This window comes from Bradyrhizobium retamae (assembly GCF_001440415.1).
GTDB lineage: Bacteria > Pseudomonadota > Alphaproteobacteria > Rhizobiales > Xanthobacteraceae > Bradyrhizobium > Bradyrhizobium retamae.
Map to the genome: position 1 here is coordinate 16,691 of NZ_LLYA01000169.1, position 24,519 is coordinate 41,209.

Annotated in this window: 25 protein-coding genes; 12 read left to right on the plus strand and 13 right to left on the minus strand. The window is 63.1% G+C overall.

All coding sequences use genetic code 11. The annotated features are described in order from the left end of the window. The first annotated feature begins 25 nt into the window (after positions 1–25). Positions 26–979 carry an AEC family transporter gene (locus CQ13_RS24995; RefSeq protein ID WP_057845497.1) on the plus strand — a complete coding sequence of 318 codons (954 nt, stop codon included), beginning with the start codon at positions 26–28 and terminating at the stop codon, positions 977–979. An 87-nt stretch (positions 980–1,066) separates the two neighbouring features. Here the strand turns inward: CQ13_RS24995 and CQ13_RS25000 are convergent, their stop codons facing one another. After that, positions 1,067–2,257 (minus strand): UbiH/UbiF family hydroxylase, encoded by a 1,191-nt coding sequence (locus CQ13_RS25000; protein WP_057845498.1) that lies wholly within the window; start codon positions 2,255–2,257, stop codon positions 1,067–1,069. 135 nt (positions 2,258–2,392) lie between these two features. Here CQ13_RS25000 and pcsA point away from each other — a divergent pair, with 135 nt between their 5' ends. The 3 genes from pcsA to CQ13_RS25015 all read left to right on the plus strand — a co-directional run bounded on the left by pcsA (position 2,393) and on the right by CQ13_RS25015 (position 4,911). After that, positions 2,393–3,127 carry a phosphatidylcholine synthase gene (gene pcsA, locus CQ13_RS25005; RefSeq protein ID WP_082637628.1) on the plus strand — a complete coding sequence of 245 codons (735 nt, stop codon included), beginning with the start codon at positions 2,393–2,395 and terminating at the stop codon, positions 3,125–3,127. Next, complete coding sequence (locus CQ13_RS25010; RefSeq protein ID WP_057845500.1) at positions 3,124–3,864, plus strand: TerC family protein; 741 nt, start codon at positions 3,124–3,126, stop codon at positions 3,862–3,864. Before pcsA ends, CQ13_RS25010 begins: the two co-directional genes overlap by 4 nt. A 72-nt stretch (positions 3,865–3,936) precedes the next feature. Then, positions 3,937–4,911: a quinone oxidoreductase family protein gene (locus CQ13_RS25015; protein ID WP_057845501.1), complete on the plus strand. Its 975-nt coding sequence runs from the start codon at positions 3,937–3,939 to the stop codon at positions 4,909–4,911. Between the two features lie 100 nt (positions 4,912–5,011). Here the strand turns inward: CQ13_RS25015 and CQ13_RS25020 are convergent, their stop codons facing one another. The 3 genes from CQ13_RS25020 to rimO form a co-directional block, all read right to left on the minus strand. Further along, the gene (locus tag CQ13_RS25020) at positions 5,012–6,208 is read right to left on the minus strand and encodes an acetylornithine transaminase (RefSeq protein ID WP_057845502.1); all 1,197 of its coding nucleotides are present in this window, start codon (positions 6,206–6,208) and stop codon (positions 5,012–5,014) included. Between the two features lie 273 nt (positions 6,209–6,481). Beyond that, the gene (locus CQ13_RS25025) at positions 6,482–6,772 is read right to left on the minus strand and encodes a hypothetical protein (RefSeq protein ID WP_057845533.1); all 291 of its coding nucleotides are present in this window, start codon (positions 6,770–6,772) and stop codon (positions 6,482–6,484) included. A 130-nt stretch (positions 6,773–6,902) separates the two neighbouring features. Next, positions 6,903–8,228: a 30S ribosomal protein S12 methylthiotransferase RimO gene (gene rimO / locus CQ13_RS25030; protein WP_057845534.1), complete on the minus strand. Its 1,326-nt coding sequence runs from the start codon at positions 8,226–8,228 to the stop codon at positions 6,903–6,905. A 113-nt stretch (positions 8,229–8,341) separates the two neighbouring features. Between rimO and CQ13_RS25035 the strand changes: the two genes are divergently transcribed. The 5 genes from CQ13_RS25035 to CQ13_RS25055 all read left to right on the plus strand — a co-directional run bounded on the left by CQ13_RS25035 (position 8,342) and on the right by CQ13_RS25055 (position 14,162). Next, positions 8,342–8,932: an ANTAR domain-containing response regulator gene (locus CQ13_RS25035; RefSeq protein ID WP_028346026.1), complete on the plus strand. Its 591-nt coding sequence runs from the start codon at positions 8,342–8,344 to the stop codon at positions 8,930–8,932. Further along, on the plus strand, positions 8,929–10,095 hold the full coding sequence (locus CQ13_RS25040; RefSeq protein WP_057845503.1) for a CmpA/NrtA family ABC transporter substrate-binding protein: 1,167 nt from the start codon (positions 8,929–8,931) through the stop codon (positions 10,093–10,095). The genes CQ13_RS25035 and CQ13_RS25040 overlap by 4 nt, the downstream gene beginning before the upstream one ends. Before the next feature lie 353 nt (positions 10,096–10,448). Continuing rightward, positions 10,449–12,233 (plus strand): NirA family protein, encoded by a 1,785-nt coding sequence (locus CQ13_RS25045; RefSeq protein ID WP_057845504.1) that lies wholly within the window; start codon positions 10,449–10,451, stop codon positions 12,231–12,233. Next, positions 12,230–13,831, plus strand: a complete 1,602-nt coding sequence (locus CQ13_RS25050) for a sulfite reductase subunit alpha (protein WP_057845505.1) — start codon at positions 12,230–12,232, stop codon at positions 13,829–13,831. The genes CQ13_RS25045 and CQ13_RS25050 overlap by 4 nt, the downstream gene beginning before the upstream one ends. A 178-nt stretch (positions 13,832–14,009) precedes the next feature. Beyond that, on the plus strand, positions 14,010–14,162 hold the full coding sequence (locus tag CQ13_RS25055) for a hypothetical protein (protein WP_197427428.1): 153 nt from the start codon (positions 14,010–14,012) through the stop codon (positions 14,160–14,162). Between the two features lie 2 nt (positions 14,163–14,164). Here CQ13_RS25055 and CQ13_RS25060 read toward each other — a convergent pair whose 3' ends face one another. From CQ13_RS25060 to pxpB, 3 genes are read right to left on the minus strand one after another with little or no spacing between them, the layout of a single operon-like run. Beyond that, the gene (locus CQ13_RS25060) at positions 14,165–14,935 is read right to left on the minus strand and encodes a LamB/YcsF family protein (protein WP_057845507.1); all 771 of its coding nucleotides are present in this window, start codon (positions 14,933–14,935) and stop codon (positions 14,165–14,167) included. Positions 14,936–14,969: 34 nt separating this feature from the next. After that, positions 14,970–16,025, minus strand: coding sequence for a 5-oxoprolinase subunit C family protein (locus CQ13_RS25065; RefSeq protein ID WP_057845508.1), 1,056 nt, complete (start codon positions 16,023–16,025; stop codon positions 14,970–14,972). Then, positions 16,022–16,753, minus strand: a complete 732-nt coding sequence (gene pxpB, locus CQ13_RS25070) for a 5-oxoprolinase subunit PxpB (protein WP_057845509.1) — start codon at positions 16,751–16,753, stop codon at positions 16,022–16,024. Before pxpB ends, CQ13_RS25065 begins: the two co-directional genes overlap by 4 nt. A gap of 289 nt (positions 16,754–17,042) precedes the next feature. Between pxpB and CQ13_RS25075 the strand changes: the two genes are divergently transcribed. After that, positions 17,043–17,741, plus strand: a complete 699-nt coding sequence (locus tag CQ13_RS25075; RefSeq protein ID WP_028346033.1) for a ribonuclease activity regulator RraA — start codon at positions 17,043–17,045, stop codon at positions 17,739–17,741. A 23-nt stretch (positions 17,742–17,764) separates the two neighbouring features. Next, entirely contained in the window at positions 17,765–18,169 is a 405-nt protein-coding gene (locus tag CQ13_RS25080) for a (R)-mandelonitrile lyase (protein WP_057845510.1), read from the plus strand. Between the two features lie 12 nt (positions 18,170–18,181). Here CQ13_RS25080 and CQ13_RS25085 read toward each other — a convergent pair whose 3' ends face one another. Beyond that, positions 18,182–18,535, minus strand: coding sequence for a hypothetical protein (locus CQ13_RS25085; protein ID WP_057845511.1), 354 nt, complete (start codon positions 18,533–18,535; stop codon positions 18,182–18,184). 145 nt (positions 18,536–18,680) lie between these two features. Then, positions 18,681–19,535, minus strand: a complete 855-nt coding sequence (locus CQ13_RS25090) for a DUF2147 domain-containing protein (RefSeq protein WP_057845512.1) — start codon at positions 19,533–19,535, stop codon at positions 18,681–18,683. Positions 19,536–19,829: 294 nt separating this feature from the next. Here CQ13_RS25090 and CQ13_RS25095 point away from each other — a divergent pair, with 294 nt between their 5' ends. Beyond that, the gene (locus tag CQ13_RS25095) at positions 19,830–20,342 is read left to right on the plus strand and encodes a DUF1993 domain-containing protein (protein WP_057845535.1); all 513 of its coding nucleotides are present in this window, start codon (positions 19,830–19,832) and stop codon (positions 20,340–20,342) included. Between the two features lie 19 nt (positions 20,343–20,361). Here the strand turns inward: CQ13_RS25095 and CQ13_RS25100 are convergent, their stop codons facing one another. The 4 genes from CQ13_RS25100 to CQ13_RS25115 all read right to left on the minus strand — a co-directional run bounded on the left by CQ13_RS25100 (position 20,362) and on the right by CQ13_RS25115 (position 24,516). Beyond that, on the minus strand, positions 20,362–20,787 hold the full coding sequence (locus CQ13_RS25100) for a hypothetical protein (RefSeq protein WP_057845513.1): 426 nt from the start codon (positions 20,785–20,787) through the stop codon (positions 20,362–20,364). Positions 20,788–20,903: 116 nt separating this feature from the next. Continuing rightward, the gene (locus CQ13_RS25105) at positions 20,904–22,328 is read right to left on the minus strand and encodes an amidase (RefSeq protein WP_057845514.1); all 1,425 of its coding nucleotides are present in this window, start codon (positions 22,326–22,328) and stop codon (positions 20,904–20,906) included. Between the two features lie 67 nt (positions 22,329–22,395). Further along, positions 22,396–23,385: a hydroxyacid dehydrogenase gene (locus CQ13_RS25110; protein WP_057845515.1), complete on the minus strand. Its 990-nt coding sequence runs from the start codon at positions 23,383–23,385 to the stop codon at positions 22,396–22,398. A 30-nt stretch (positions 23,386–23,415) separates the two neighbouring features. Further along, positions 23,416–24,516: an ABC transporter ATP-binding protein gene (locus tag CQ13_RS25115; protein WP_057845516.1), complete on the minus strand. Its 1,101-nt coding sequence runs from the start codon at positions 24,514–24,516 to the stop codon at positions 23,416–23,418. Positions 24,517–24,519 lie beyond the last annotated feature (3 nt).

Consider the following 24,519-nt stretch of genomic DNA (forward strand, 5'->3'; position numbering starts at 1 on the left):
CACTGACGAAAAGACGCTTTACGAGATGGTCGACATCCTCAACCTCGCGCTTCCCTATTTTGGCCTGATCTTCATCGGCTTTGCCTGCGGTAAGGCCAAGGGGCTGCCGGAGTCGGGCCTCTCCTGGATGAACTTCTTTCTGCTCTACGTCTCGCTGCCGGCCTTGCTATTCCGCATCATGTCGGAGACGCCATTTTCCGAACTGAACAACCCGCCATTTCTGATCGCGACCACGCTGGCGACCGTGAGCGCCTTCGTGCTTGCCATGGTGGCAGGCCGCATCATCGGCGAGCTGTCGCTGCGCAAGGCGACGATGGCGGGCCTTGCCGGCGCTTACGGCAATATCGGCTATATGGGCCCCGGGCTGGCGCTGGCGGTGCTCGGAGCCAAGGCAGCGGCGCCGACGGCGTTGATCTTCTGCTGCGACAGCATTTTCCTGTTCACGATCGTGCCGCTGCTGATGGCGCTGAGCGATCGCAAGCATCCGTCGCTCCTGTACGCCATTGGCATCGCCGCGCGGCAGATCGTGCTCAACCCGCTGATCATGTCGGCCGCCGCGGGAGCGCTTGTCGCGGCGTTGCACATTCAAGTGCCGGTCGCCGTCGACAGGACCTTGCTATTTCTCCAGAACGCGGCGGCACCGACGGCGCTGTTCGTGCTGGGCGTTACCGTGGCGCTGCGCCCGTTCGATCGCGTGCCCTGGGAAGTGCCCGGCGTGATCGTGATCAAGCTCCTGATCCATCCGCTCATCGTGTTCGGGCTGATGCTGCTGTTCGGCCCGTTTGCGCAGCCCTGGGCCGCGACCGCCGTCCTGATGGCCGCGCTGCCGCCGGCGCTGAACGTGTTCGTGATCGCCCGGCAGAACAGTACCTGGATCGAGCCGGCGTCCGTCGCCGTCCTGATCGGGACCTTCGCATCCGTGGTCACGCTGACCAGCGTGATGTGGTTCATCCAGAGCGGGCGGCTGGTGTTTCCGTAAGTGTGGCGCGGAGATACAAAATCGCGAAAACAACCCCATGCAAAGTAGAGTTGGGCGAGGTCGCAGCCCTCACGCGGGCGTCCGGAGCTAGCTTACGCGCTTCCAGGTCGGCGCCAGCCCCTCGCGCATGGCAAGCCGCCGCAACGGTCCGAACGAGCCGAGCAGGTGCATGCCGGCCGCGCGCAGCGATTGCATGGGCAGGAAATCGCTGAGCAGGGAGCGGTTGGCGACATCGATCGCGATCAAGCGGCTTGCGACGTCGGCACGACGCGCGGATTGATAGCGCGCCAGCACGGCCGGCGACCCCGGATCCTCGCCGCGCGAGATCGCATTGCCGGCGATATCGGCGATGTCGGCCGCATCGCGCAATCCCATGTTGAGGCCTTGAGCGCCGATCGGCGGCACCACGTGGGCGGATTCACCGACCAGCGCGACGCGATGGCTGGCGAATTGCTCGGGACGCTCGATCGTCAGCGGAAACAGGTTGCGCCCGGCTTCCACCTCGACGCGGCCGAGAATGGAGTGCGACTGTCTTTCCGTGGCTTCCGACAATTCCTCGTCGCCAAGCGAGATCAGCCGCTCCGCTTCTCTGGTTTCCGAAACCCACACCACGCTGCAGCGGTTGCCGGGCAGGGGCACGAATACGCATGGACCATGCGCGGTGTGAAACTCGGTGGAGATGCCGTTGTGCGGTCGAGAATGGGAAATGTTGAAGGTAAGCGCCGACTGATGAAGGTCGCGGCGGCTGGTCTTGATGCCGGCCGCCTCGCGGGACGGTGATTGCCGCCCGTCTGCGCCGACCACGAGCCGCGCGAAAAGCTGCTCGCCCTTGCCGCTGCGGATGGCGACGGTCGCATCCTGCGGGTCGATCGCGGCGGCCTCATCGTCAAATCGAGTCAAACTGGAAAGCTCGGCGGCGCGCTCTTCGAGCGCAACCATCAACGATCGGTTGTCGATGTTGTAGCCGAACTGTTCGAGACCGATCTCGTCCGAGGAAAACCGCACTTCGGGCGCGCGGATCAGCCGGTCGGTGTCGTCGACAAGGCGCATGGTCCGCAAGGCGGCAGCCTTGTCTTGGCAGCGCGGCCAGACCTCAAGGCGTTCGAGCAGCTCGGTGGAGGCTCCCAACAGCGCCGTGGTGCGGTTGTCGGCATAGGGGGCGCGGCGGGCGAGGAGGGCGGTTCTCGCGCCGGTAGCGGCCAGCGCGACGGCTGCGGTCAGGCCCGCTGGCCCGCCGCCGATCACGGCGGCGTCATAAACTTGAGATGCGTCATTCATATCGGGACAATTGACGCTCGGGCCGGCATTTTCAAGCCATCAACCGGCCGAAATGTTTCCGCTCAAACGCGCGGCGGAACGCCGCAAAGCGCCGATATGCAAATCGGGGCGATTCCTGATAGCACTGCCGGAGCAATGGACCAGACCACAGAGCCAGATTCCGCCCCCGCGACCAGCCGAATGCGGATCGCCGCGTTCGCCGTACACATTTTCACGGCACTGGGCGCGGGCGTTGCGCTGCTCGCGATGCTCGAGGCGGTCCGCGAACATTGGGCTAACATGTTCGGCTGGCTTGGCGCGGCCCTGATCATCGATGCCATCGACGGGCCGCTGGCGCGAAAGCTGGACGTCGTGCGGCTGCAACCGAACTGGTCGGGCGACGTGCTCGATCTCGTCGTCGATTTCGTGACCTACGTCTTCGTTCCGGCCTATGCCATCACCGCAAGCGGGCTGCTGCTGCCGGTGGCGGCGCCGCTGCTCGGCATCGGCATCATGGTTTCCGGTGCGCTCTATTTCGCGGACCGGCGCATGAAGGCGTCCGACAATCACTTTCGCGGCTTTCCGGCGCTGTGGAACGCGGCGGCGTTTTATTTGTTCTTGCTACACCTGCCGCCGATACTCTCCACTCTCGGAATCGCAATCCTGATCGCCCTCACATTCGCCCCGTTTCATGTGCTGCATCCGATCCGGGTGGTGCGGCTACGCTGGCTGACCCTGTGGCTGATGGCCATTGGAGCCGTGCTGGCGATCTATACGCTCATCTGCGATTTCAACGTGAGCGCTCCCATCGTCGTCGCGCTTTGCGCCATTGCGGCCTACGTAATAGGAAGTGACGCCGTGATCCGGCAAATCAAGTCGTTCAGAGCATGATGGAATTATTGACGAGCCCGGAAGCCTGGGCGGCGCTGTTGACATTGACGGCGCTGGAAATCGTGCTCGGCATCGACAACGTCATTTTCATCTCCGTGATCGTCTCGCGCATTCCTCCGGCGCAGGCCAGACGCGCGCGTCAAATCGGCTTGCTGCTGGCGCTGGTGTTCCGCATCGTGCTGCTCACCCTGCTGGTGTGGCTGATCGGCCTGACGGAGCCCGTCATCACGATAAGAAATGTCGAACTGTCCTGGCGGGACATCATCCTGATCGCCGGCGGCGCCTTCCTGATCGCGAAGGCGACGCATGAAATTCATGGCGAGGTCGAGGCGAGCGATGGCGAGCTCGATGCCGAACCCAGGGCCAGCGCATTCTTCTGGGTGATCGTGCAGATCATCATCATCGACATCGTATTCTCGCTGGACTCGATCATCACCGCGATCGGTATGGCGCAGGATCTGGAGATCATGATCGCCGCCATCGTGATCGCATGCGTCGTCATGTACGTCTCGTCGGGTCCGGTGGCCCGGTTCGTGGCCAATCACCCGACCACCAAGATGCTGGCATTGGCATTCCTGGTGCTGATCGGCGTGGCGCTGGTGGCGGACGGATTCCACTTCCATATCCCGCGCGGCTACATCTATTTTGCCATGTTGTTCGCGGCGGCGGTCGAAATGTTCAATGTGCTCGCCAGGCGTAACCGCAAGAAGGCCGCCAGGAGCCGGCAGGTGAGTTGACATCCAGCCGGCGATGGCTTTCGTTTCGCCTTTCAGGTTGGCGTTCCAGGAAATACCGAGGGAGAGACTGTCATGACCAAGGCTGTGCGCGTGCACAAGGTAGGGGGTCCGGAAGCCCTGGTGTATGAAGATGTGGACGTGCCGGCGCCGGGACCGGGCGAGGTGCGCATCCGTCAGCACGCCGTCGGTCTCAATTTCATCGACGTCTATTTCCGCACCGGCCTCTATAAGGCGCCGGGGCTGCCGTTCATCGCAGGCAACGAGGCCGCCGGCGAGGTCATAGCCGTTGGGCCCGGCGTCACCAATTTTCATCCCGGCGATCGCGTCGCCTATTATTTTACGCTCGGCGGCTATGCCGGCGAGCGAGTGATCCCGGCGGACAAGCTGGTCAAGCTGCCCGACCACATCACCTATGAGCAGGGCGCGGTCCTGATGCTCAAGGGGTTGACCGTCTGGTACCTCCTGCACAAAACCTTCAAGGTCGAGCCTGGCCATCGCGTGCTGATCCATGCCGCCGCGGGCGGCATTGGTCTGTTGGCCTGCCAATGGGCGAAGGCGTTAGGTGCACATGTGATCGGCACCGTGGGCTCCAAGGCGAAGGCCGATCTCGCGCTCTCCAATGGCTGCGACCACGTCATCCTTTACAACGAGGAAGACTTCGTGGCGCGCGTCAAGCAGATCAGCCGCAACGAGCTCTGCGACGTCGTCTATGACGGCGTCGGCAAGACCACCTTCCCGGGCTCGCTGTCGTGCTTGCGGCCCCGCGGCCTGTTCGTGAGCTTCGGCAACGCCTCCGGCCCGGTGCCGCCATTCCCGCTCGCCGAGCTCAACAATCACGGCTCGCTGTTTGCCACCCGGCCCAAGCTCAATGACTATGTCAGCACCCGCAAGGAGCTGCTCGAAGGCGCCGACACGCTGTTTGCTGCCGTCATCAACGGCAAGCTTCACGTGCCGATCAACCACGCCTATGCGCTGAAGGACGCGGCGAAGGCACATACCGAGCTCGAGAGCCGGGCGACGACGGGGGCGGCGATTTTGCGGCCGTAGAGTCTCATCCGTCATTGCGAGGAGCAAAGCGACGAAGCAATCCATACCTCCGCTTGCGCTGAGATGGATTGCTTCGCTTCGCTCGCAATGACGATTGAGGTTACGCCACCCTCCGCGCAGCTCCCGCCCTCACCAAAATCGCATCAAGACAATCGATCATCAGCGATATCTCCTCGCGCGTGACGTTGAGCGCCGGCATGAAGCGCAGTGCATCGGGCTGCGGCGAGTTGATGAGCACGCCATCCGCCAGCGCCTCGGCCACGATCGCAGCGCCGATCGGCAGTTTCAGATCGAGCGCCAGCAACAGCCCCCGGCCGCGCACCTCGCCGAGACCGTGACGCGCGGACAGTTTCTGCAGCTCGCTTTCCAAAAACAGGCCGGCATCCGCAGCCGCTTTCAGAAATTCCGGCTTCGAAACCTCCTCAAGCACCGCAAGCCCCGCAGCGCACATCAACGGATTGCCGTTGAACGTACCGCCCTGGTCACCGTGCTCGAAGCAGGAGGCATGTTCAGTCGCGAGCAAGGCGGCCAGCGGCACACCGCCGCCGATACCCTTGCCGAGCGTCATGATGTCGGGCTCGACGCCGGCATGCTCATAGTGGAAGAGTTTTCCGGTTCGGCCCATGCCGGTCTGGATCTCGTCGACGATGAGCAGCAGGCCGTGCTCTTTCGTCAGCGCGCGCAACGCCTTCATGAACTCATCGGTTGCCGGCCAGACGCCGGCTTCGCCTTGGATCGGCTCCAGCATCACCGCGACCGTATTGTCCGATATCAGCGCCTTTACTGAATCGAGATCGTTGAGCCTGGCCTTGCGGAAGCCTGACACTTTCGGCTCGAACAGTGGCTCGAACGCTTTCTTGCCCGATGCCGACATGGTCGCGAGCGTGCGGCCGTGAAAGCCGCCTTCGAACGTGATGATTTCGAAGGCGCCATTCTTGTATTTCGTGCCGTATTTGCGCGCGAGCTTGATGGCGCCTTCATTGGCCTCCGCGCCCGAATTGGCGAAGAAGACCTGATCGAAGCAGCTCTTCTCGCGAAGTGCTTGCGCCAGCTTCAGGCCGGGGCCGTTGTAGAAGGCGGGGCTTGGCGTCAGCAGCAGTTTTGCCTGTGCAGCAAGCGCTTCGGCGATGACTGGCGGCGAATGGCCGAGGCAGTTGACGGCCCAACCCTGCATGAAATCGAGGTATCGCTTGCCGGCGTCATCCCACAGATACGCGCCTTTGCCGCGAACGAACACGGCCTGCGGGCGGGCGGTGATGTTCATCAGCGCGTCGAACGGATGGGCAGCATGGGTCATGTCGATCTCCTCAGGGGTTTGGGGAAGGGGCAGGCCGAAACGCAAGAAGGCCGCACTTTTGAGGGTGCGGCCTTCTCGAAAACTTGGCTGAACTAGCTAATCAGCGTTGTCGTCGGACACGGCGCGACCCATCATCGTCGACAGAGCGACGACGCAGGCAGGCGCGGCGGTTGGTCCGGTTCAGTTTCATGGCGTTGGCCCATACAGCCTGATGGCAGGCGGTGTCAAGCGGCGTGAATGCTGCGGGTTCTATTCTGAAGTTACGGTAGTGTCTCAGTTTGAAATCTGATCGCGAGGTTTCGTGTCCTTGGCATAGCGGCGGTATGCCGGGAAGCGAGCGCAGCCATAGGCTATGGCCCCCAACGGAATCGCGAAATACCATCCGAGGTGCCAGAAATGGTCAGCAGCAATGGCGACTGCAGCACCGACTAGGATTGCGGCGATTCTATTCCACCACATCGACATCATCGGCCTTTCAATCTTGGTCTTGATGTAAATTGCACCCGCTAGTGAAATGACCGCCACTGCTGCGGACGCGATAACTGGAATCCATGCGTCTTTCATTTCGTCGATTTCGTCCCAACCTGCGAAGCTTACTGCTAAGCATTGCCGCATTTAGCGCGTGATCGTTTTGGACGCGACACGCCACGGATCGATAGTACTCGGTCACCTGCGCATCCGCGCAATCAGATTATCAAAAACCCGCGACGCTGCCGTGCAGGTCATACTGATCTGCGCGCTCGATCTTCGCGGTGACGATCTCGCCGACCTTCAGTGGGCGGCGGCTGGAAAGATAGACGGCGCCGTCGATCTGCGGCGCGTCAGCCTTTGAACGGCCTCTAGCGACTGTCGGCCCGACTTCGTCGATGATGATCTGCTGCCTGGTGCCGACCTTGCGCTTCAGACGGCGCGCGGAAATTTTCTGCTGCCGCGCCATCAGCGCGTTCCAGCGCTCCTGCTTCACCTCATCAGGCACGGCATTTCCGATCCCATTCGAGGCGGCGCCCGCGACCGGCTCGTATTTGAAGCAGCCGAGACGATCGATCTCGGCCTCTTCCAGCCAGTCGAGCAGATAGGCGAAGTCGGAATCGGTTTCGCCGGGAAAGCCGACGATGAAGGTGGAGCGCAGCGTGAGCTCGGGACATTCCTCGCGCCACTTCTTGATCCGCGCCAGCGTCTTTTCCTGCGCGGCGGGACGCTTCATGGCTTTCAGGACGTCCGGGCTCGCATGCTGGAAGGGAATATCGAGATAGGGCAGAATCTTGCCCTCGGTCATCAGGCCGATGACTTCGTCGACATGCGGGTAGGGGTAGACATATTGCAGCCGCACCCAGGCGCCGAGATCGCCGAGTTCCTTGGCGAGGTCGAAGAATTTGGCGCGGACCTGGCGGTCCTTCCACGGACTTTCCGCGTACTTCACGTCGACGCCATAAGCCGAAGTGTCTTGCGAGATAACTAGCAATTCCTTGACGCCGGCTGCGACGAGCCTTTCCGCCTCGCGCAGCACGTCGTTGGCGGGGCGCGACTCCAGGTCGCCGCGCAGTTTTGGGATGATGCAGAAACTGCAGCGGTTGTTGCAGCCTTCGGAAATCTTCAAATAGGCGTAGTGGCGCGGCGTCAGCTTGACGCCCTGCGGCGGCACCAGATCGAGGTGCGGATTATGGACCGGCGGCAGGGCCCGGTGCACGGCCTCCAGCACGCTCTCATATTGCTGCGGGCCCGAGATCGAGAGCACGCCCGGATAGGCCGCCTCGATCTGCTCGGGTTCCGCACCCATGCAGCCGGTGACGATGACCTTGCCGTTCTCAGCCATCGCCTCGCCGATGGCGCCGAGCGATTCCTGCTTGGCGCTGTCGAGGAAGCCGCAGGTGTTGACGATCACGATGTCGGCGCCGTCATGCTTGCGGGCCAGTTCGTAGCCTTCGGCGCGCAGCCGGGTGATAATGCGCTCGGAATCCACCAGCGCTTTGGGGCACCCAAGGGAAACAAAGCTGACTTTGGGCGCAGCGGCCTGTTGCATATTTTCATCTGCCTGATTGATCGGCACGAGCTAGTCCTAATTGCCCATAATTACAAGGCTTTGCGCCAGCTTCTGACGTGCTATGCATGCCCGGCCGGGGTATGAGTTGATCGATGAGCGCTGAGTCGTCGCCGAAAATCGTCATTGTCGACGAAAGTCCGATCCGGGCCGCGATCCTGGAAGAGGGGTTGCGGGAGGCGGGCTTTACCGGCGTCGTCCATATCAGTGAAATGCAGAGCCTGCTGGCACGGATCTATGCGCTCGACCCCGACGTCATCCTGATCGACCTGGAAAACCCCAGCCGCGACGTTCTGGAACAGATGTTCCAGGTCAGCCGCGCGGTACGGCGGCCGATCGCGATGTTCGTCGACCAGAGCGATGCGGCCTCGATCCAGGCCTCCGTCGACGCCGGCGTTTCCGCCTACATCGTGGACGGCCTGAAGAAAGAACGGATCAAGCCGATCCTCGACCTCTGCATTTCTCGCTTCAACGCCTTCTCCAAGCTGCAGGACGAACTCGACCGCACCAAATCGGCGCTCGAGGAGCGCAAGGTGATCGACCGCGCCAAGGGAATCCTGATGAAGGTGAAGGGCCTCACCGAAGAGGAGGCCTATGTGCTGATGCGCTCCACCGCGATGCGCGAGAAGAAGAAAATCGGCGAGATCGCGCAGTCGATCCTGACCGCGTCGGAGCTGCTGAAATGACGACACCGCTGCATATCGGCTTCATTCCCCTGGTCGACGCGGCCGCGCTGATCATCGCGGTCGACAAGGGCTTTACGGCCGCTGAAGGGCTCGACGTCACGCTGGTGCGTGAAGTGTCGTGGTCCAACGTCCGCGACAAGCTCAATATCGGCATGTTCGACGCGGCGCATCTGCTGGCGCCGGTAGCGATCGCCTCGAGTTTGGGGCTGGGCCACGTCAAGGTGCCGATCGTTGCGCCATTCAATCTCGGCCTCAATGGCAACGCGATCACAGTATCGCCGGCGCTGCACGCCGCGATCCTGAGCGAGATCGACGGCGACCCGCTCGATCCCATGGCCACGGCGCTTGCGCTCGCCCGCGTCGTTGCCGCCAGGCGCAAGAGCGGCGCGGAACCGCTGACGTTCGGCATGACGTTTCCGTTCTCCACCCATAACTACCAGCTCCGGTTCTGGATGGCGGCGGGCGGGGTCGATCCCGACGAGGATGTTCGCCTCGTGGTGCTGCCGCCGCCCTACATGGTGGACAGCCTCGCCAATGGCCATGTCGATGCGTTCTGCGTCGGCGCGCCCTGGAACTCGGTTGCGGTCGATCTCGGCGTCGGCCACATCCTGCATTTCGTCTCCGATATTTTGGTGCGCGCGGCCGAAAAGGTTCTCGCCGTCAGGCAAAGCTGGTCGGAAAAGAATCCGAACGCGCTGGCTGCGCTGATCCGAGCGGCTGCCCACGCCGCCGAATACATTGAGGAGCCCGGAAACCGCGCCGAGACCGCCGATGTCCTGGCGCGGCCCGACCGGCTCGGCGTCGGCGCCGAGGTGATCCAACGCACCCTCGACGGCCGACTGAAGATTTCACCGGATGGCCAGCGGCGCGAGAGCGGCCGCTATCTGCTGGTCGGGCGCGAAGGGGCGGGCCGGCCCGACCCGGCGCAGGCCGCTTGGCTTTACGCCCAAATGGTACGCTGGGGACAGACGGAGATGCGGCCGGATGCGCTGAAGACCGCCATGACGGTCTTCAGGCCCGAACTCTACGACGCCGCCATGGGACGTCCGGCGGCGGCTCCCGGCGCGCCTGGTGCCATCGGCGCCTTTGCCGGCCCCGCGTTCGACCCCGCCGACATCGCCGGGCATCTGGCGGCTTTCACAATTGGGCACTGGAAGCCGTAAGCCCAGTCGATTGAAGCGATATTAGGCAACTATACGCGGTGCTTATTTCTTAAGCAGAATGCTCAGAACGCATCTATGAAGCTGGCTTCATAGTTTCGAGCTCATCATCGGAACAGATTGATATTTCAAGATTTTCGTCGCGACTGCATCTGGCACGCAACTTGTATGGTGCGTTGCGGTCGGCTCGTCGCAGATGCCTGCTGACCTACGTCCAAGATGGATTTCCGCAGCAACGAAGCTGGTCGGACCGCATACCCAGAATCACAGCCAGGCATCACGCCTGGCCGATTCTGCTGGGCGGTCCATCCCATTCGTTGGCGCCACCAAACGTGGCCGCAGGAGCTTCGTCGCGCATGAAAATCGAACCGATCACAGTCGACTTTACCGACGAGCAGAAGCGCTACCTGGAAGGCTTCACGGCGGGCTTGCAGATCAGCCGGGTCGGGCGCGGCCTTGGCGGCAGCGCGGCCAAGGCGAATGCCGAACCGATCGGGCCGGATGCTGCGCACATCAAGGCGCAGGACAAGGTGATCGCCGCCGGCAAGAAGCTTGCCGATCCGGAGAAGTTCAAGCGCGAGGAGCATCCGTTCGATGCCTATCCCCGGCTGAAGCAGCAGGCGCTCGACAACGCGCCGCCGAACCCCGCAGATAATTTCCGCTGGCGCTATTACGGCCTGTTCTACGTCGCGCCGGCGCAGGACTCCTACATGTGCCGCCTCAGGATTCCGAACGGCATCCTGAAGCACTGGCAGTTTTCGGGACTTGCCGATCTCGCCGAGCGGCTGTGCGGGCCGTTCTGCCACGTCACCACGCGGGCGAATCTGCAGGTGCGCGAAATTCCGCCCAAGCACGCGGTGGCTTTGATCGAGGGCATTCAGGATCTGGGTCTCTGTTCGCGCGGCACCGGCGCGGACAACATCCGCAACGTCACGGGCACGCCGACGGCGGGGATCGACCCGCAGGAACTGATCGACACCCGCGAATTTGCCCGCGAGTGGCACTATCACATCCTCAACGATCGCTCACTGTATGGCTTGCCGCGCAAGTTCAATGTCGCCTTCGACGGCGCCGGCAAGATCGCCGTGCTGGAAGACACCAACGACATCGCATTCACCGCGGTGGAGGTGAACGACGGCTTTGGCTCCGAGCCCGGCATCTGGTTTCGCTTAGGGATCGGTGGCATCACCGGTCACAAGGATTTTGCCAAGTATAGCGACATCATCGTGAAGCCCACCGATGCCACCAGGGTAGCGGATGCCATCGTGCGCATCTTCATTGAGCTGGGCGACCGCACCAACCGCAACAAGGCGCGACTGAAGTATGTGCTCGATGGGATGGGGCACGAAAAATTCCACGCGCTGGTCGAGGAGCGGCTCGGCAAGCCCTTCACCCGCGTGCCGCCCGAAGCGCTTGCGCCGCGGCCGGCCTCGGACCGCACGGCGCATATCGGCGTGCACAGGCAGAAACAGGTGGGGCTGAACTGGATCGGCGTGTCGCTGCCGCTCGGCAAGATCACATGTGAGCAGATGCGAGGGCTAGCCAAAATCGCGCAGGACCTCGGCGATGGCGATATCCGCCTGACGGTGTGGCAGAACCTGCTGATCCCTGGCGTGCGCGACGAGAACGTCGGGCTTGCAGTCGCCGCGATCAAGAAGATCGGTCTCGCGGTCGAGGCTTCGCAAATTCGGGCCGGGCTGATCGCCTGCACCGGCAATGCCGGCTGCCGATTTGCGGCGGCGAATACCAAGCGCCATGCCGCCGAAATCGGCGACTGGTGCGAGCCACGCGTCAACATCGAGACGCCGATCAACATCCACGTCACCGGCTGCCATCATTCTTGCGCGCAGCATTACATCAGCGATATCGGCCTGATCGCCGCGAAAGTGGATGTTGGCGAGGATGTTGATCCCGTCGAGGGCTATCATCTCTTCACCGGCGGCGGCTTCGGACCCGACGCCGATATCGGGCAGGAGGTCTATCGCGACGTCAAGGCCGAGGATGCGCCGAGGACGGTCGAAAAACTGCTGAAGGCCTATCTCACGCATCGCGCATCGCCCGATGAAACGTTCCTGGCCTTTGCGCGCCGCCATGACGGCGAGACGCTGCGCAGGCTGGCCGATGCCGAGGTGTCCTCATGAATCAGATCACGCCTCCAGCCAAGGTCGAGATCATTCCCTCGAACGCGCCATTCTCGGAAGCGCAGCGCTCCTGGCTAAACGGGTTCTTTGCCGGGCTCCTGTCCGATGCGACGCCGTTGTCGGCTGAACAAGGCGCGGCCGTCATGCAGGGCGCGGCCGGCGATGGCGATGACGGCGAAGCGCCGTGGCACGACCAGACCATGCCGATCGCCGATCGCATGAAGCTTGCCGAGGGCCGGCCGTTGCGGCGGCGGATGATGGCGGCAATGGCGCAGCAGGATTGCGGCCAATGCGGCTATGACTGCCATAACTATTCCGAAGCGATCGCGAACAAGAGCGAAGCGCGGCTCAACCTCTGCGTCCCCGGCGGCAAGGAAACCGCGCGGATGCTGAAGTCGCTTTATGAGGAAATCGACAAGGCACCGGCATCGTCATCGGCGCCTGCGGCAGCGGCGGCTGCGGTTGCGCCGACGGCTCCAGGCGAACCCGGTCGCTCGCGCGACAATCCCGCAAACGCAAAATTCCTGTCGCGACGACTGCTCAATGGCAAGGGCTCGGAGAAGGAGACCTGGCATATCGAGTTCGATCTCTCCGGGTGTGGCCTCGACTATGTCGTGGGCGATTCGTTCGGCATCTTTGCGCGCAACGACATCGGCCTCGTCGACCAGATCATCGCGCTCTTGGGCGCATCGCATACGACGAAGGTGAGGGGAAGGACGCTGCGTGAAGTATTGCGCGACGACGTCTCACTGTCGCCGGCGCCGGATTCACTGTTCGAGTTGATCTCGTATCTGACCGGCGGCGCGCTCCGCGAGAAAGCCCGCGCGCTGGCGCAGGGCGAAGATCCCGATGGCGACGCGGCGACGCTCGACGTGATGGCGGTCTTGCAGAAGTTCTCCCGCATCCGTCCGCATTCCGAGGCCTTTGTCGAAGCGCTGGAGCCGTTGCAGCCGCGGCTTTACTCGATCTCGTCGTCGCACAATGCGACGCCCGGAAAGCTGTCGCTAACGGTCGACTGCGTGCGTTACGAGGTCAACAAGCGTCGCCGTTTGGGACTGGCCTCGACATTCCTTGCCGAGCGCATCAGTCCCGGCGACGAGGTCAAGGTCTACGTACAGAAGGCCCATGGCTTCGCGCTGCCGCAAGACCCGAAGACCCCAATCATCATGGTCGGCCCCGGGACGGGTATCGCGCCGTTCCGCGCCTTCCTGCTCGATCGCCGCGCCACCGGCGCACCCGGCAAGAATTGGCTGTTCTTCGGCCATCAGCGCAGCGATTGCGATTTCTTCTATGCCGACGAACTCAATGCGATGAAGACCTCGGGCCTCTTGACGCGGTTGTCACTGGCGTGGTCGCGCGATGGCAACAAGAAATTCTACGTACAGGACCGCATGCGCGAGGTTGGCCGCGAGGTATGGACCTGGCTTGCCGAAGGCGCCCATGTCTACATCTGCGGGGATGCCAAGCGGATGGCCAAGGACGTCGAGCGCGCGCTGGTCGACATCGTCGCCCAATTCAGTGCCCGAACCACCGACGAGGCCGTCAGCTTCGTCGGGGAACTCAAGAAAAAGGGTCGGTTCCAGCAGGACGTTTACTAATTCGGTTCCAACCCACTCAAATCGGCCCGAATAAAATTCTCGCTCTGGTCGGAAAGAAGGGAAATTTCCCCTCGAAACGGAGTGCGCCGAAGCGCCCCCATCGCTATTTCTGCGGATATCTTGCATCCGGACGCGATCGATATTCCATATGCACTCGATGCTGCGTTGGAGATCGATCATGCGCGAACTATCGGCGGAAGCCCGCCTGCACCTTTACGCACGCTCGGTGTCACGCCGTGCCGGCACCGGCTTTCACACCGCCGCGCTCTACAGCGCGTTCGCGCTCATTGCCGCCATCGTGTTCGGTACACTGTCGGTCCATCCGTTCTGAGATCAACGTGCCGTCTTGAACGGCGCGACCGTAATCCCCGCATCCTTCAACGCCTGACGAACGCCGCGCGCGATGTCGACTGCACCCGGCGTGTCGCCATGAATGCACACGGTGTCGGTGCGCATCTTGATCACCTTGCCGGTGACTGACACCACCGCGCCGTCCTGCACCATCCGCACCACGCGATCGGCGATTTGTTTCGCATCATGCAGCACGGCGCCGGGCTTCTTGCGCGACACCAGTGAGCCATTGTCCTCATAGGCGCGATCGGCAAACACCTCGTGCACCATCGGCAAATTGGCGGCATCGCCGGCCTGCACAAGCTTGGAATTGGCGAGCACCACGAAAATCAGATTCGGATCGACCGCTTTGATGCCGTTGGCGATGGCTTTCGCCGTCATATCGTCCTCGCAGGCGACGTTGGAGAGCGCGCCATGCGCTTTGACGTGGGTAACCTTGTAACCGGCCGCGGTCGCAATCGCCTGCAGCGCGCCGATCTGGTAGACGATGAGGTTCTCGATCTCCGAAGACTTTAGGCCCGGGATCGGCCGCCGACCGAAGCCGTGCAGGTCGCGATATCCAGGGTGCGCGCCGACCGAGACGCCGCGCGCTTTCGCCAGTTCGACGGTGCGGCGCATGATGTCGGGATCGCCGGCATGAAAGCCGCAGGCGACGTTCACCGACGTCGCAAGCTCGATCATCGCGGCGTCATTGCCCATTTCCCACGCGCCAAATCCTTCGCCGAGATCGCAATTGAGGTCGATGGTTGTCATGTTATCCGTCCGCTTCTCATGAGTGGATTGGTGGTCAGTCCGGGCCGGCTACGTCGGCCAGAGATACTGCGTGCCAGGTTCCGGCATCGACTGCGCTGACGGCGTGCCCTGCGACATTGGCATCGTGCAGCGCGTCGATGTTGAGATCAACGCTTTCGATAGCGCGCAGCCGCTCGGGCAAGGTGCGCAACAGTTCCGCAAATTTACGCGCTTCGGCCTGCGCTTCCGCCATGCTGACGGCGCGAAAGCGAAAGGCGCGCCCGGCGGGAATCTGTGCCAGTCGCCCGAGGTCGGCCGAAATCACAGTCGCGATCTTGGGATAGCCGCCGCTGGTGCCGCGATCCGGCATCAGCACGATCGGCTGGCCGTTACCGGGCACCTGCAGGCTGCCGTCGACGGTGCCGTCGGAGACGATGTTATGGCCGTGGAGGTGCTTGAGGGTAGGGCCTTCAAGCCGGTAACCCATCCGATCACTGGTCGCCGATATCTTCCACTCGCTGTCGACAAACAGCCTTTTGGTCTCATCAGTGAATTCGTCGTCCTGTGGACCCCAGACTATGCGGATCGGCGCGTCGGTTGCCGCCGGCAATTCGATCCGCCGTTCCGCCGCGCCGCTTGCGGCCTTCGCCGGTAGCTCGTCGCCGGTCTGCAGTGGGCGAGGATAGGGGCTGCCAAGGCCTGCGCGGGCATTGACGGCCAGGCTGCCGAACATCGGCTCACCGGAAATGCCGCCTTCAATCGCGAGATAGCTGAACGCGCCGCCGCGGGCGAAGCCGAGCGTCAGCGTCTCGCCATCGGCGATGGTTGCGGATGTATCCGGTGCCACGGCGCGGCCGGCGATATCGGCGTTGCGCGGGGCTCCCGTCAGCGCGACTCGGACCGCGCCGCCGCGCGCGGTAAATTTCGCCCCGAACGGGCCGACTTCGACGGCTGCCGTGAATGGCTCATTGCCAACCAGCGTGTTGGCGGCCGCCAGCGCCAGCCGATCCATTGCGCCACTCGGCACCAGTCCGTAGCGCTGGGCGCCGGGACGTCCGCCGTCCTGTACCGAACTCGCCGGGCCGATCGATGCAACGACGAGCTTGTTCATGGGGCGATCTGCTCGGCAATGAATTCGCCGGCTTCGGCGGCGCGATCCTGCTCCGCAAACGTTTTGGCATCGACGGGCGTGAAGGTGACGTTGTCGCCCGGCTCCAGCAAAAAAATCGGGTCGCGATGAAGCTGGTAGGTGCGAACGGCCGTTCGTCCCAGAAGGTGCCAGCCGCTCGGGCCGGCGAGACACTGCACGCCGGTTTGCACCCCGCCGATCGAGATGGTGCCGGCCGGCGTCAGCAAGCGCGGATTCTGGCGCCGCGGCATATGGAGAGAATCCGCAAGCCCGCTGAGATAGGACCAGCCGGGCGTAAAGCCGATCATCGCGACCCGGTAGTCGCCGGCGATGTGCCGCGCCACGATCTCCTCGGGCGTCGTGTTGAGGGTTTTGGCAACGTCCTCGAGGTCGATGCCGTGCTCGCCGCCATAGACCACCGGAATGCGCCAATGCCGGGTTTTTGTCATCGCCGGTACCGGGAGCTGCGCGAGCGCAAGAATCCTTTCACCAAGCTCTTTGAAACCGATCTGGACCGGATCGTAGTGGACCAGCAGCGAACGATAGGTCGGCACCGTCTCAATGACGCCGGTGATCGGCTCAGCAGTCAGCGCACGGTCGAGCGCCAGCACCCGCCGGTTGGCGGCATCGTCAATCTTGCGGCTGAATTCCACCGTGATGGCGCTGTCGCCGCTCGGCAACAGGCGGGGCGGGGGTAGCGTTGCGGCCATGGCCTCTAAACTGTCTCGCAGCTTTGGCTTTGGTTTTGAGCATGACCTCTTCGGAAAAAGCGGTACCCACTTTTCCGGATCATGCTCTTGTGCTGGGCTCAACCTGTAGCGTGTTTTGCTCGCGAGTGGAATTCGCAACGCGCGAAATCCGCCAGTAAGTTCAATAAATTAATCTGCAGTCCGACGATAAGATGTTATGATCGCGCTTCTTTCCACCGACCCTTGACGCGATGTCTGCGCTTCGCAAGATGCGCTACCTTTCAACGATCCTCCGGAGCCTGCATTCCAGATGTCCCTGTCCCCCGAAGCCATCGCAACCCTGTCCGGCGTCTCGACCGCCACCATCACCACCGTGCTGCTCAAGAAGGGCCTGCGAAACGTCTGGATGCGCGGCACCAAGCCGCTGCGGCCGGGGCAGCCGCGGTTGGTCGGACCGGCCTTTACGCTGCGCTTCGTACCCGCGCGCGAGGATCTCGCCACGCCCGAGTCATGGTCGTCGCCGATTTCGACCCGCACCGCGATTGAAGCGATGCCGAAAGGCTGCATCGCGGTGGTCGATGCCATGGGCGTCTCCGATGCCGGCATCTTCGGCGACATCCTCTGCGCCCGCATGGTCAAGCGCGGCGTTGCGGCGCTGATCACCGATGGCGTGGTGCGCGATGTCGAAGGCGTGCTCGGCACCAATCTCCCGGTCTGGTGCGACGGCTTCGCCGCGCCGCCTTCCGTGGCGGGGCTTACCTTCGTGGGCTGGGGCGAGCCGATCGGCTGCGGCGGGGTCGCGGTATTCCCGAACGATATCGTCGTCGCCGACCAGGACGGCGCCGTGCTGATCCCGCAGGCCCTGCTCGACCACGTGCTGGCCGAAGGGCCGGAGCAGGAACGGATGGAAGCCTGGATCGTCAACGAGGTGAACAACGGCGCGGCATTGCCCGGCCTCTATCCGATGAACGCCGAGACCAAGGCGCGCTACGCCGCGACCAAGAAATAACTTCAACAGGCAGAGGCAACTCCATGGAAATCCATCTCGCAGGCTCCCGGCCGACGCGCCGGGCGCCGACTGAATATTTCACCGGCACGGTGCTGCAGGATCCGATCATCCAGACCGAGGCGCCGGCACGGCTGGCCTCGACGCGCGTCTCCTTTGAGCCCGGAGCGCGCACGGCGTGGCATACGCATCCGCTGGGTCAGACGCTCTACGTCATCTCGGGGGTCGGGCGGGTGCAGGCCAAGGGCGGTCCGATCAGGGAAATCCGGCCCGGCGATGTCGTCTGGATTCCGCCCGGCGAGAAGCACTGGCATGGTGCTTCGCCGACCAACGCCATGACCCACATCGCCATGCAGGAAGCGCTCGACGGCAGTTACGTGACCTGGATGGAGCACGTGACCGACGCGGAATATTCCGAGAAGGTCGGCTGAGTTCCTGCCGCTTCACATCCGCTGCGCGGTCCAGGTGCCGGAGCACAGGGCTGCGCGCCATGTGCCCGATCCTGACGTGCCCGTGAGAACGCCGGAGCCGACGGCTCGCTTCATGCCGCTCGCAAGAGTCACGCGGATGGCGCCGGCTTCTGCTACGCGGCCGGAGGCCGTGACAGCCGCGTTGCGGGAGGCGATCTGACCATTGTTGATTCCGATCGAGACCGAGGCGACGCTGCTGCAGGCGGCGTTCGACGAGGCGATCTGCACATTCCAGTCGCCGTCGAATGTTGCGGCTGCGGATGGCGTCGTGGTGGCCAACACGGCAAGTAGCGAAACGGCGACGGCAGATTTGCGAAGACTTCCCATGGCGTGCCCCTGTTGTTTGGACACGTCCATAGTTCCACAGCCGTTCCAAGACGACCGTGACTGTCATCACGCGCCGGACGTGGGGCAAGACCTCAAAGAAGGCTCTGCCCAACAGTGTCACAGTCGTCCAAAATGACGCGACGAGTCAGTTGACGCGGGTCCAGGTCTGGCCGCCGCAGAACATGCCGCCGAAGGCGCAGCCCTGAACGCGCAGACTGTCGGTGCCCTTGAGCGCGATCGTGGAATCGTAGGTGCTGCCGGTGTTCGGATCGAAAATCCGGCCGCTCCACTTGTCCTTGCCGGGCTTCATGTTGATCAGGACCTGCTCGCCGTTCTGGTTCGACTTCTTGTCGACGGAGTAGCCGCAGAGATTGGGGCCGCACGGTTCGATCCGCACCTTGCCTTCCTTCTCCTCCGTCAGCCAAACGCCGAGCGGTGAGTTAGCAGGCGGCGCCGCCGAATCTGCCGGAGCCGCGGCCTGTTTTTGTTGCTGCGGTGGTGGCGCCGGCGCGGCAACGGGAGCTGGTGCTGGCGGGACTGCCGGCGCGGCGTTCTGTTGCACTGGGGGAGCAGCGGGCGCTGCCGCCGCAGGCGCGGCGGCGTCAGTCGGCGCAACGGCCGCCGTCGTGCTCGACGGCGCTGCCGTTGCCGCGGCGGGAGCGGCCGGAGCAGGGGCAGCAGGTGCCGGCGCAGTAGCAGGGGCAGCCGCTTGCTCCGCTGGTGCCGGCGCGGTCGGCGCTGGCGCAGTCTCGGGGGCGGCCTGCGGGGCGGTCTTTGCCTGCTGCGGAGCCTTCCTGGTCGGACGATCAAGATCGCCTTCCTCGCCGCGCGCGCGTTTGGTCTTCTTGCCGGTATTGTCGTAGACGCCCGGAATGGAAACGGTGCCGCGATCGGGATCGATCGTAATGGTGCGGCCGCCATACTCGAAAGTGTACTGCGCCTGTGCAGTGGTGACGGTGCCAGCCAGCAAGAGCGCGGCGATAGCGAGGCACTTCTTCATTATAACGACCTCCTGAACAGGGAATCCGGATTCCCGCAGCTACTACGCAGCGATAGCTTCACTCAACGTGATCCAGATCACTTTCGAACTATAAGTCGTGTACTAGCCGCTTTGGTTCAATTCGACTGCGGCAGTCTAAATTGCGCCCAATGGACGGTCAATTTCCTCAGAAAATAGGCTTGTCCAACCGAGCATCGATCGAACCAGGCGGAATAAATTCTAAATGACATTCTGAATCGATGGCGCCGATCTAAACCAGATATCGGCGTGGTGCCAGTCGGAGAAATTGCAATCGTGACCATCTCGCTCTACGAGGCTTCCGTCGGCGTGTTCGTGCCTTATCTCGGAAATCTGTCCGGTCTTCTCGACAAGGCCGCCGCCCATCCTGAAGCCCGAAACATCGATCCCGCTGTCCTCCTGAACATGCGGCTCTCAGCCACCATGTACAGCCTGAAGCAGCAGGTAGCAGAAGCCAATCGGCATGCGGTCGTTGCCTGCGCGATGCTGGCCGGCCATGCGCCTCACGAATTTTCGGATGCCGAGCCCGACATTACGGAGCTCAAGTCGCGGATATCGGAGGCGATCGATTTCCTGCAGGATCTGCCGCGTGCCGAGATCGAAGCCGCCGCCGACAAGGAAGTCGCATTCACGTTCAAGAACGGGACGCAGCGGAAATTCACCGGAAAATCGTTGCTGTTGACGTTCAGCGTTCCGCAGTTCTTCTTTCATGTCACGACGGCCTACGACATCATGCGCCATGCCGGTGTCGATCTGGCCAAGAAGGATTTCCTGGGGCCGCCGAAATAGCCGTCAACAATAGCGGAAGTTACGCCTCGCCGTTGTCCTTGCGGGCCAGATTCGCCGCGGCGTTACGCCCGGCCATCTCGCTCTTCAATTGCTCGAAGCGTCGGCGCGCGTCGCTTTCGCGATCGTCGACCATCTGGATCGCGGCTTCCCTCGACATCGGCCCGGTGACGATCGGCGTGGAATTCTCTCCGATGGTCTCGTCGACGTAATAACCGCCATTGTCGAGGCGGACCGTCCATTTGAAACGGATCGCGGTCATCGGACCGGGACCGAACTTGCAGTAGCCGTGAGCCTCGATGGGCGGAGGAGGCGTGGGGATGGGCGGAGGTCCCACCGGCTTCTGTGCGGCAACCGCAGGCTTTTCGGGTTCGCGACGGCTTTCCGGCGGGTCAAGAATGCTGGCGATGGTCGCCAGGGCGTTGTCGGTCGGGTCGCTTTGGGTCACGATTCAGCCTCCGGATCGAGCCGTTTGCGGAATCAGTATCCGTCGCCGCCCACGGCCCTTTCCTTGCTTCCGAATAAAGCCAGGCTTTGTCAATCCGTGGCTTTTTTGGGGCGTAGCTAAGCGCGCACCGCCGGTAATTTGTTCTTCCAGGGCCGGACCTGTTCGAGCTGGCCGGCTAGCCGGAACAGAGTGGCCTCGTCGCCGAACCTGGACGAAAACATCATGCCAAGCGGCAATCCGGCCTTGTTCCAGGCCAGCGGCACCGACATCGCCGGCTGCCCGGACATGTTGAACATGGAGGTGCCGGGCATGTAGCGGCGCAGGATCGGGGCAACGTGCGACAGATCGTTTGACATGGTGTTGAGTTCACCGATGCGCAGCGGCGGCGCGCATAACGTCGGGCACAGGAAGACGTCGCAGCCCTCGAAGAAGGTCGCCAGTGAGCGGGAAATCTGGAAGGCGGCGAGCTGGGCGGCCACATAGTCGGTCGCCGAGGTCCTCTTCGCGTTGCGCGAATGCGCCAGCGTCAATATCTCGAGATCCTTATCCGTCATCTCCCGCCCGAGCCGCTGCTCGATCAAACGAACCGTCAGTGCGGTGTTGCCGCCGACGATAGTGGTCATGGCCGCGGCCGGATCGGCGGCGAGCGCCGGCGCCTGTTCCTCGACGTGATGGCCGAGCCCCGCCAGAAGGCTCGCGATCTCACGCACGGCTGCCGCGATTTCCGGATCGATGGCATCGCCATACGGCGATTTATCGGTGAACGATATACGGAGCTTGCCCGGGTCGCGGCCGACTTCCTGCGAAAACGGCCGCTCCGGCGGCGGCGCGAAATAGGGGCTCGACGACTCCGGGCCGTGAATCGCGTCCATCATCACCGCGCTGTCGCGCACGCTGATGCTCACGACATGGCCACAGGAGAATCCGCCCCAGCCTTCGCCGCGATCAGGACCGAGCGGATTGCGCGCCCGGGTCGGCTTCAGGCCGAACACGCCGGAAGCGGAGGCGGGGATGCGGATCGAGCCGCCGCCATCGCTGGCGTGCGCGGCGGGCAGGATGCGGGCGGCAACCGCCGCCGCGGCGCCGCCGGACGACCCGCCGGAAGAATGCTCAAGATTCCAGGGATTGCGGGTCGGCCCGAACAGGCGCGACTCGGTCGTCGGCATCAGGCCGAATTCGGGACTGGAGCTCTTGCCGAAGATGGATACGCCGGTCTCAAGGAAACGCCGCGCCAGCGTCCCGGTGTGGTCAGCCACGAAATCCTTCAGGACCGTGGCGCCTGACGTCGTGCGCGTGCCTTCCAGGAGGTCGAGGTCCTTCAGCAGAAATGGCACGCCGGTAAAGGGACCGTCCGGCAGGCCGTGTTCGATCTGACGCTCGGCATACTCGTAATGCTTGACGACCACCGCGTTGATCTGCGGATCGACCCTTGCCGTACGGGCGATGGCCTCGTCGAGCAATTCCTTGGCCGAGACCTCCTTCTTCCGAACCAGTTCGGCAAGGCCGACCGCGTCGTAATCGCCGTATTCCTTGAAGGCCATGCACACACCTCGCTTGCCGGCTGGCCGATAGACCGGCCATGCCTGGGGCCATTTACTGCGGACGATTTTAGCCGAGCACGTCCTGATTGATCACGTTCTGGCGCAAGGGATCGCCGTCCAATACGCTCAGAATGTTGCGGGCCGTCTGCTCGCTCATCCGGTCCACGGCTTCCACCGTGACGCCGGCGACATGCGGCGCCATGATGACGTTCGGCAGGGCGAGCAACGCCTGACCGGCCGGCGGCGGCTCCTGCTCGAAAACGTCGAGGCCCGCGCCGGCAAGCTTGCCGGACACCAGCGCGTCGTGCAACGCGGCCTCGTCGACGATGCCGCCGCGCGCCGTGTTGATCAGATAGGCTGACGGCTGCATCCGCTTCAGCCTGTCGGCATTGAACATGCCGACCGTCTCCGGGTTCTTGGGGCAATGGATGCTGACGAAGTCGGCGCGCGGCAGTGCCGCGTTGAGGTCGGCGACCAGTTCGCAACCGGCGGCCTTGATGTCGGCGGGGGACTTATAGGGATCGAAAACCAGGACGTTCATTTCCATCGCGAGGCAGCGCTTGGCCGTGCGCGTGCCGATGCGCCCGAAACCGACGATCAGGACGGTCTTGCCGAAGAGGTCGTAGGGCAGCATCCCGAGCCTGTCAGCCCATTTGTCGTCCCTGACCAGCGAATGCATTTCCGTTGCGCGCTTGGCGAGCGTGAGCATCATGAACAGCGCGTGTTCGGCAACCGATGGCGAATTGGCGGTGCCCGCCACCATCAGCGGCACCTTGCGGCGGCTCAGCGCGGGGACGTCGACGGCGTCGAATCCAACACCGATCCGGGTGACGACCAGCATGTCTTTCGAGGCTTCCAACTCGGGCTCGCCGAAGCGGGTGGCGCCAAGGGCGACACCGTGCACCGGCGCATGCTCCTTCAGCTTGGCTTCGAAATCCTTCTGCGAAATCATGTTGGGAAATTCGACGAGTTCGATGTCTTCTCGCGCGTGAAGCAGCGCTCTTCCCTGCTGCGACATCGATTCCGTAATGAAGATTTTCTTCTTGTTGGTAGTCATTTCCTGCCCTTAGGTCACGCAATTGCGCCGTCAAAGGACGACGCCGGTCACCTCGTTTAGCAGGTGCATATTGTTGAGGTCCACAGCCAATCGGAGGGGAGCGCCATCCTGCGCGCCGGCATTGGGGTTGACCCGGCCGCAGACCTGCGAGCCTTCCAGCGTAAAATAGATTAGCGTCTCCATTCCCATCGGCTCGGTGACGTCGAGCACGGTGTCGAAGGCCTCCATGCCGGATGCAAGATGCGGCCGAGCCTCGGTGATATGCTCGGGCCGCAGCCCCAGCAGCAATTTGTCGGTGCGCGGAATGCCCTGATATCGGGCAGCGCGGGCCGGCGGCAGCGGGAAGGCGATGCGGTCGGTCAACCGGATGTGCAACTTGCCGGCGAGATCCTCCAACCGGCACGGGATAAAATTCATCGCCGGCGAACCGATGAAGCTGGCGACGAATTTCGTCGCCGGCTTGTGATAGAGCTCGTTCGGCGTGCCGATCTGCTCGATCCGGCCATGGTTCATCACCACCACGCGGTCGGCCAACGTCATTGCCTCCACCTGGTCGTGGGTCACGTAGACCGTCGTGGTGCGAACCTTCTGGTGCACCTTCTTGATCTCGATCCGCATCTGCACGCGCAGCTTGGCGTCGAGGTTGGACAGCGGCTCGTCGAACAGAAACACCTTTGGGTTACGCACGATGGCGCGGCCCATGGCGACGCGCTGGCGCTGGCCGCCGGACAATTGCTTCGGCTTGCGGTCGACCAGTTCGACGATGTCGAGCATGCGCGCAGCCTCGTCGATACGGCTCTTGATCTCGGCCTTCGGGTAGCGCTTCAGCCGCAATCCGAACGACATGTTCTCCGCAACCGTCATGTGCGGATAGAGCGCGTAGTTCTGAAACACCATCGCGATATCGCGATCCTTCGGCGGCACGTCGTTGACGATGTCGCCGCCGATCATGATGTCGCCGTCGGAGATATCTTCCAGGCCGGCGATCATCCGCAGCGTCGTCGACTTTCCGCAGCCCGATGGTCCGACGAGCACCACGAACTCATGGTCCGCAATGTCGAGATCGATGCCGCGCACCGCCTCGACCTCGTCATAGCGCTTCACAACCTTACGCAGCGTCACGTCAGCCATGAG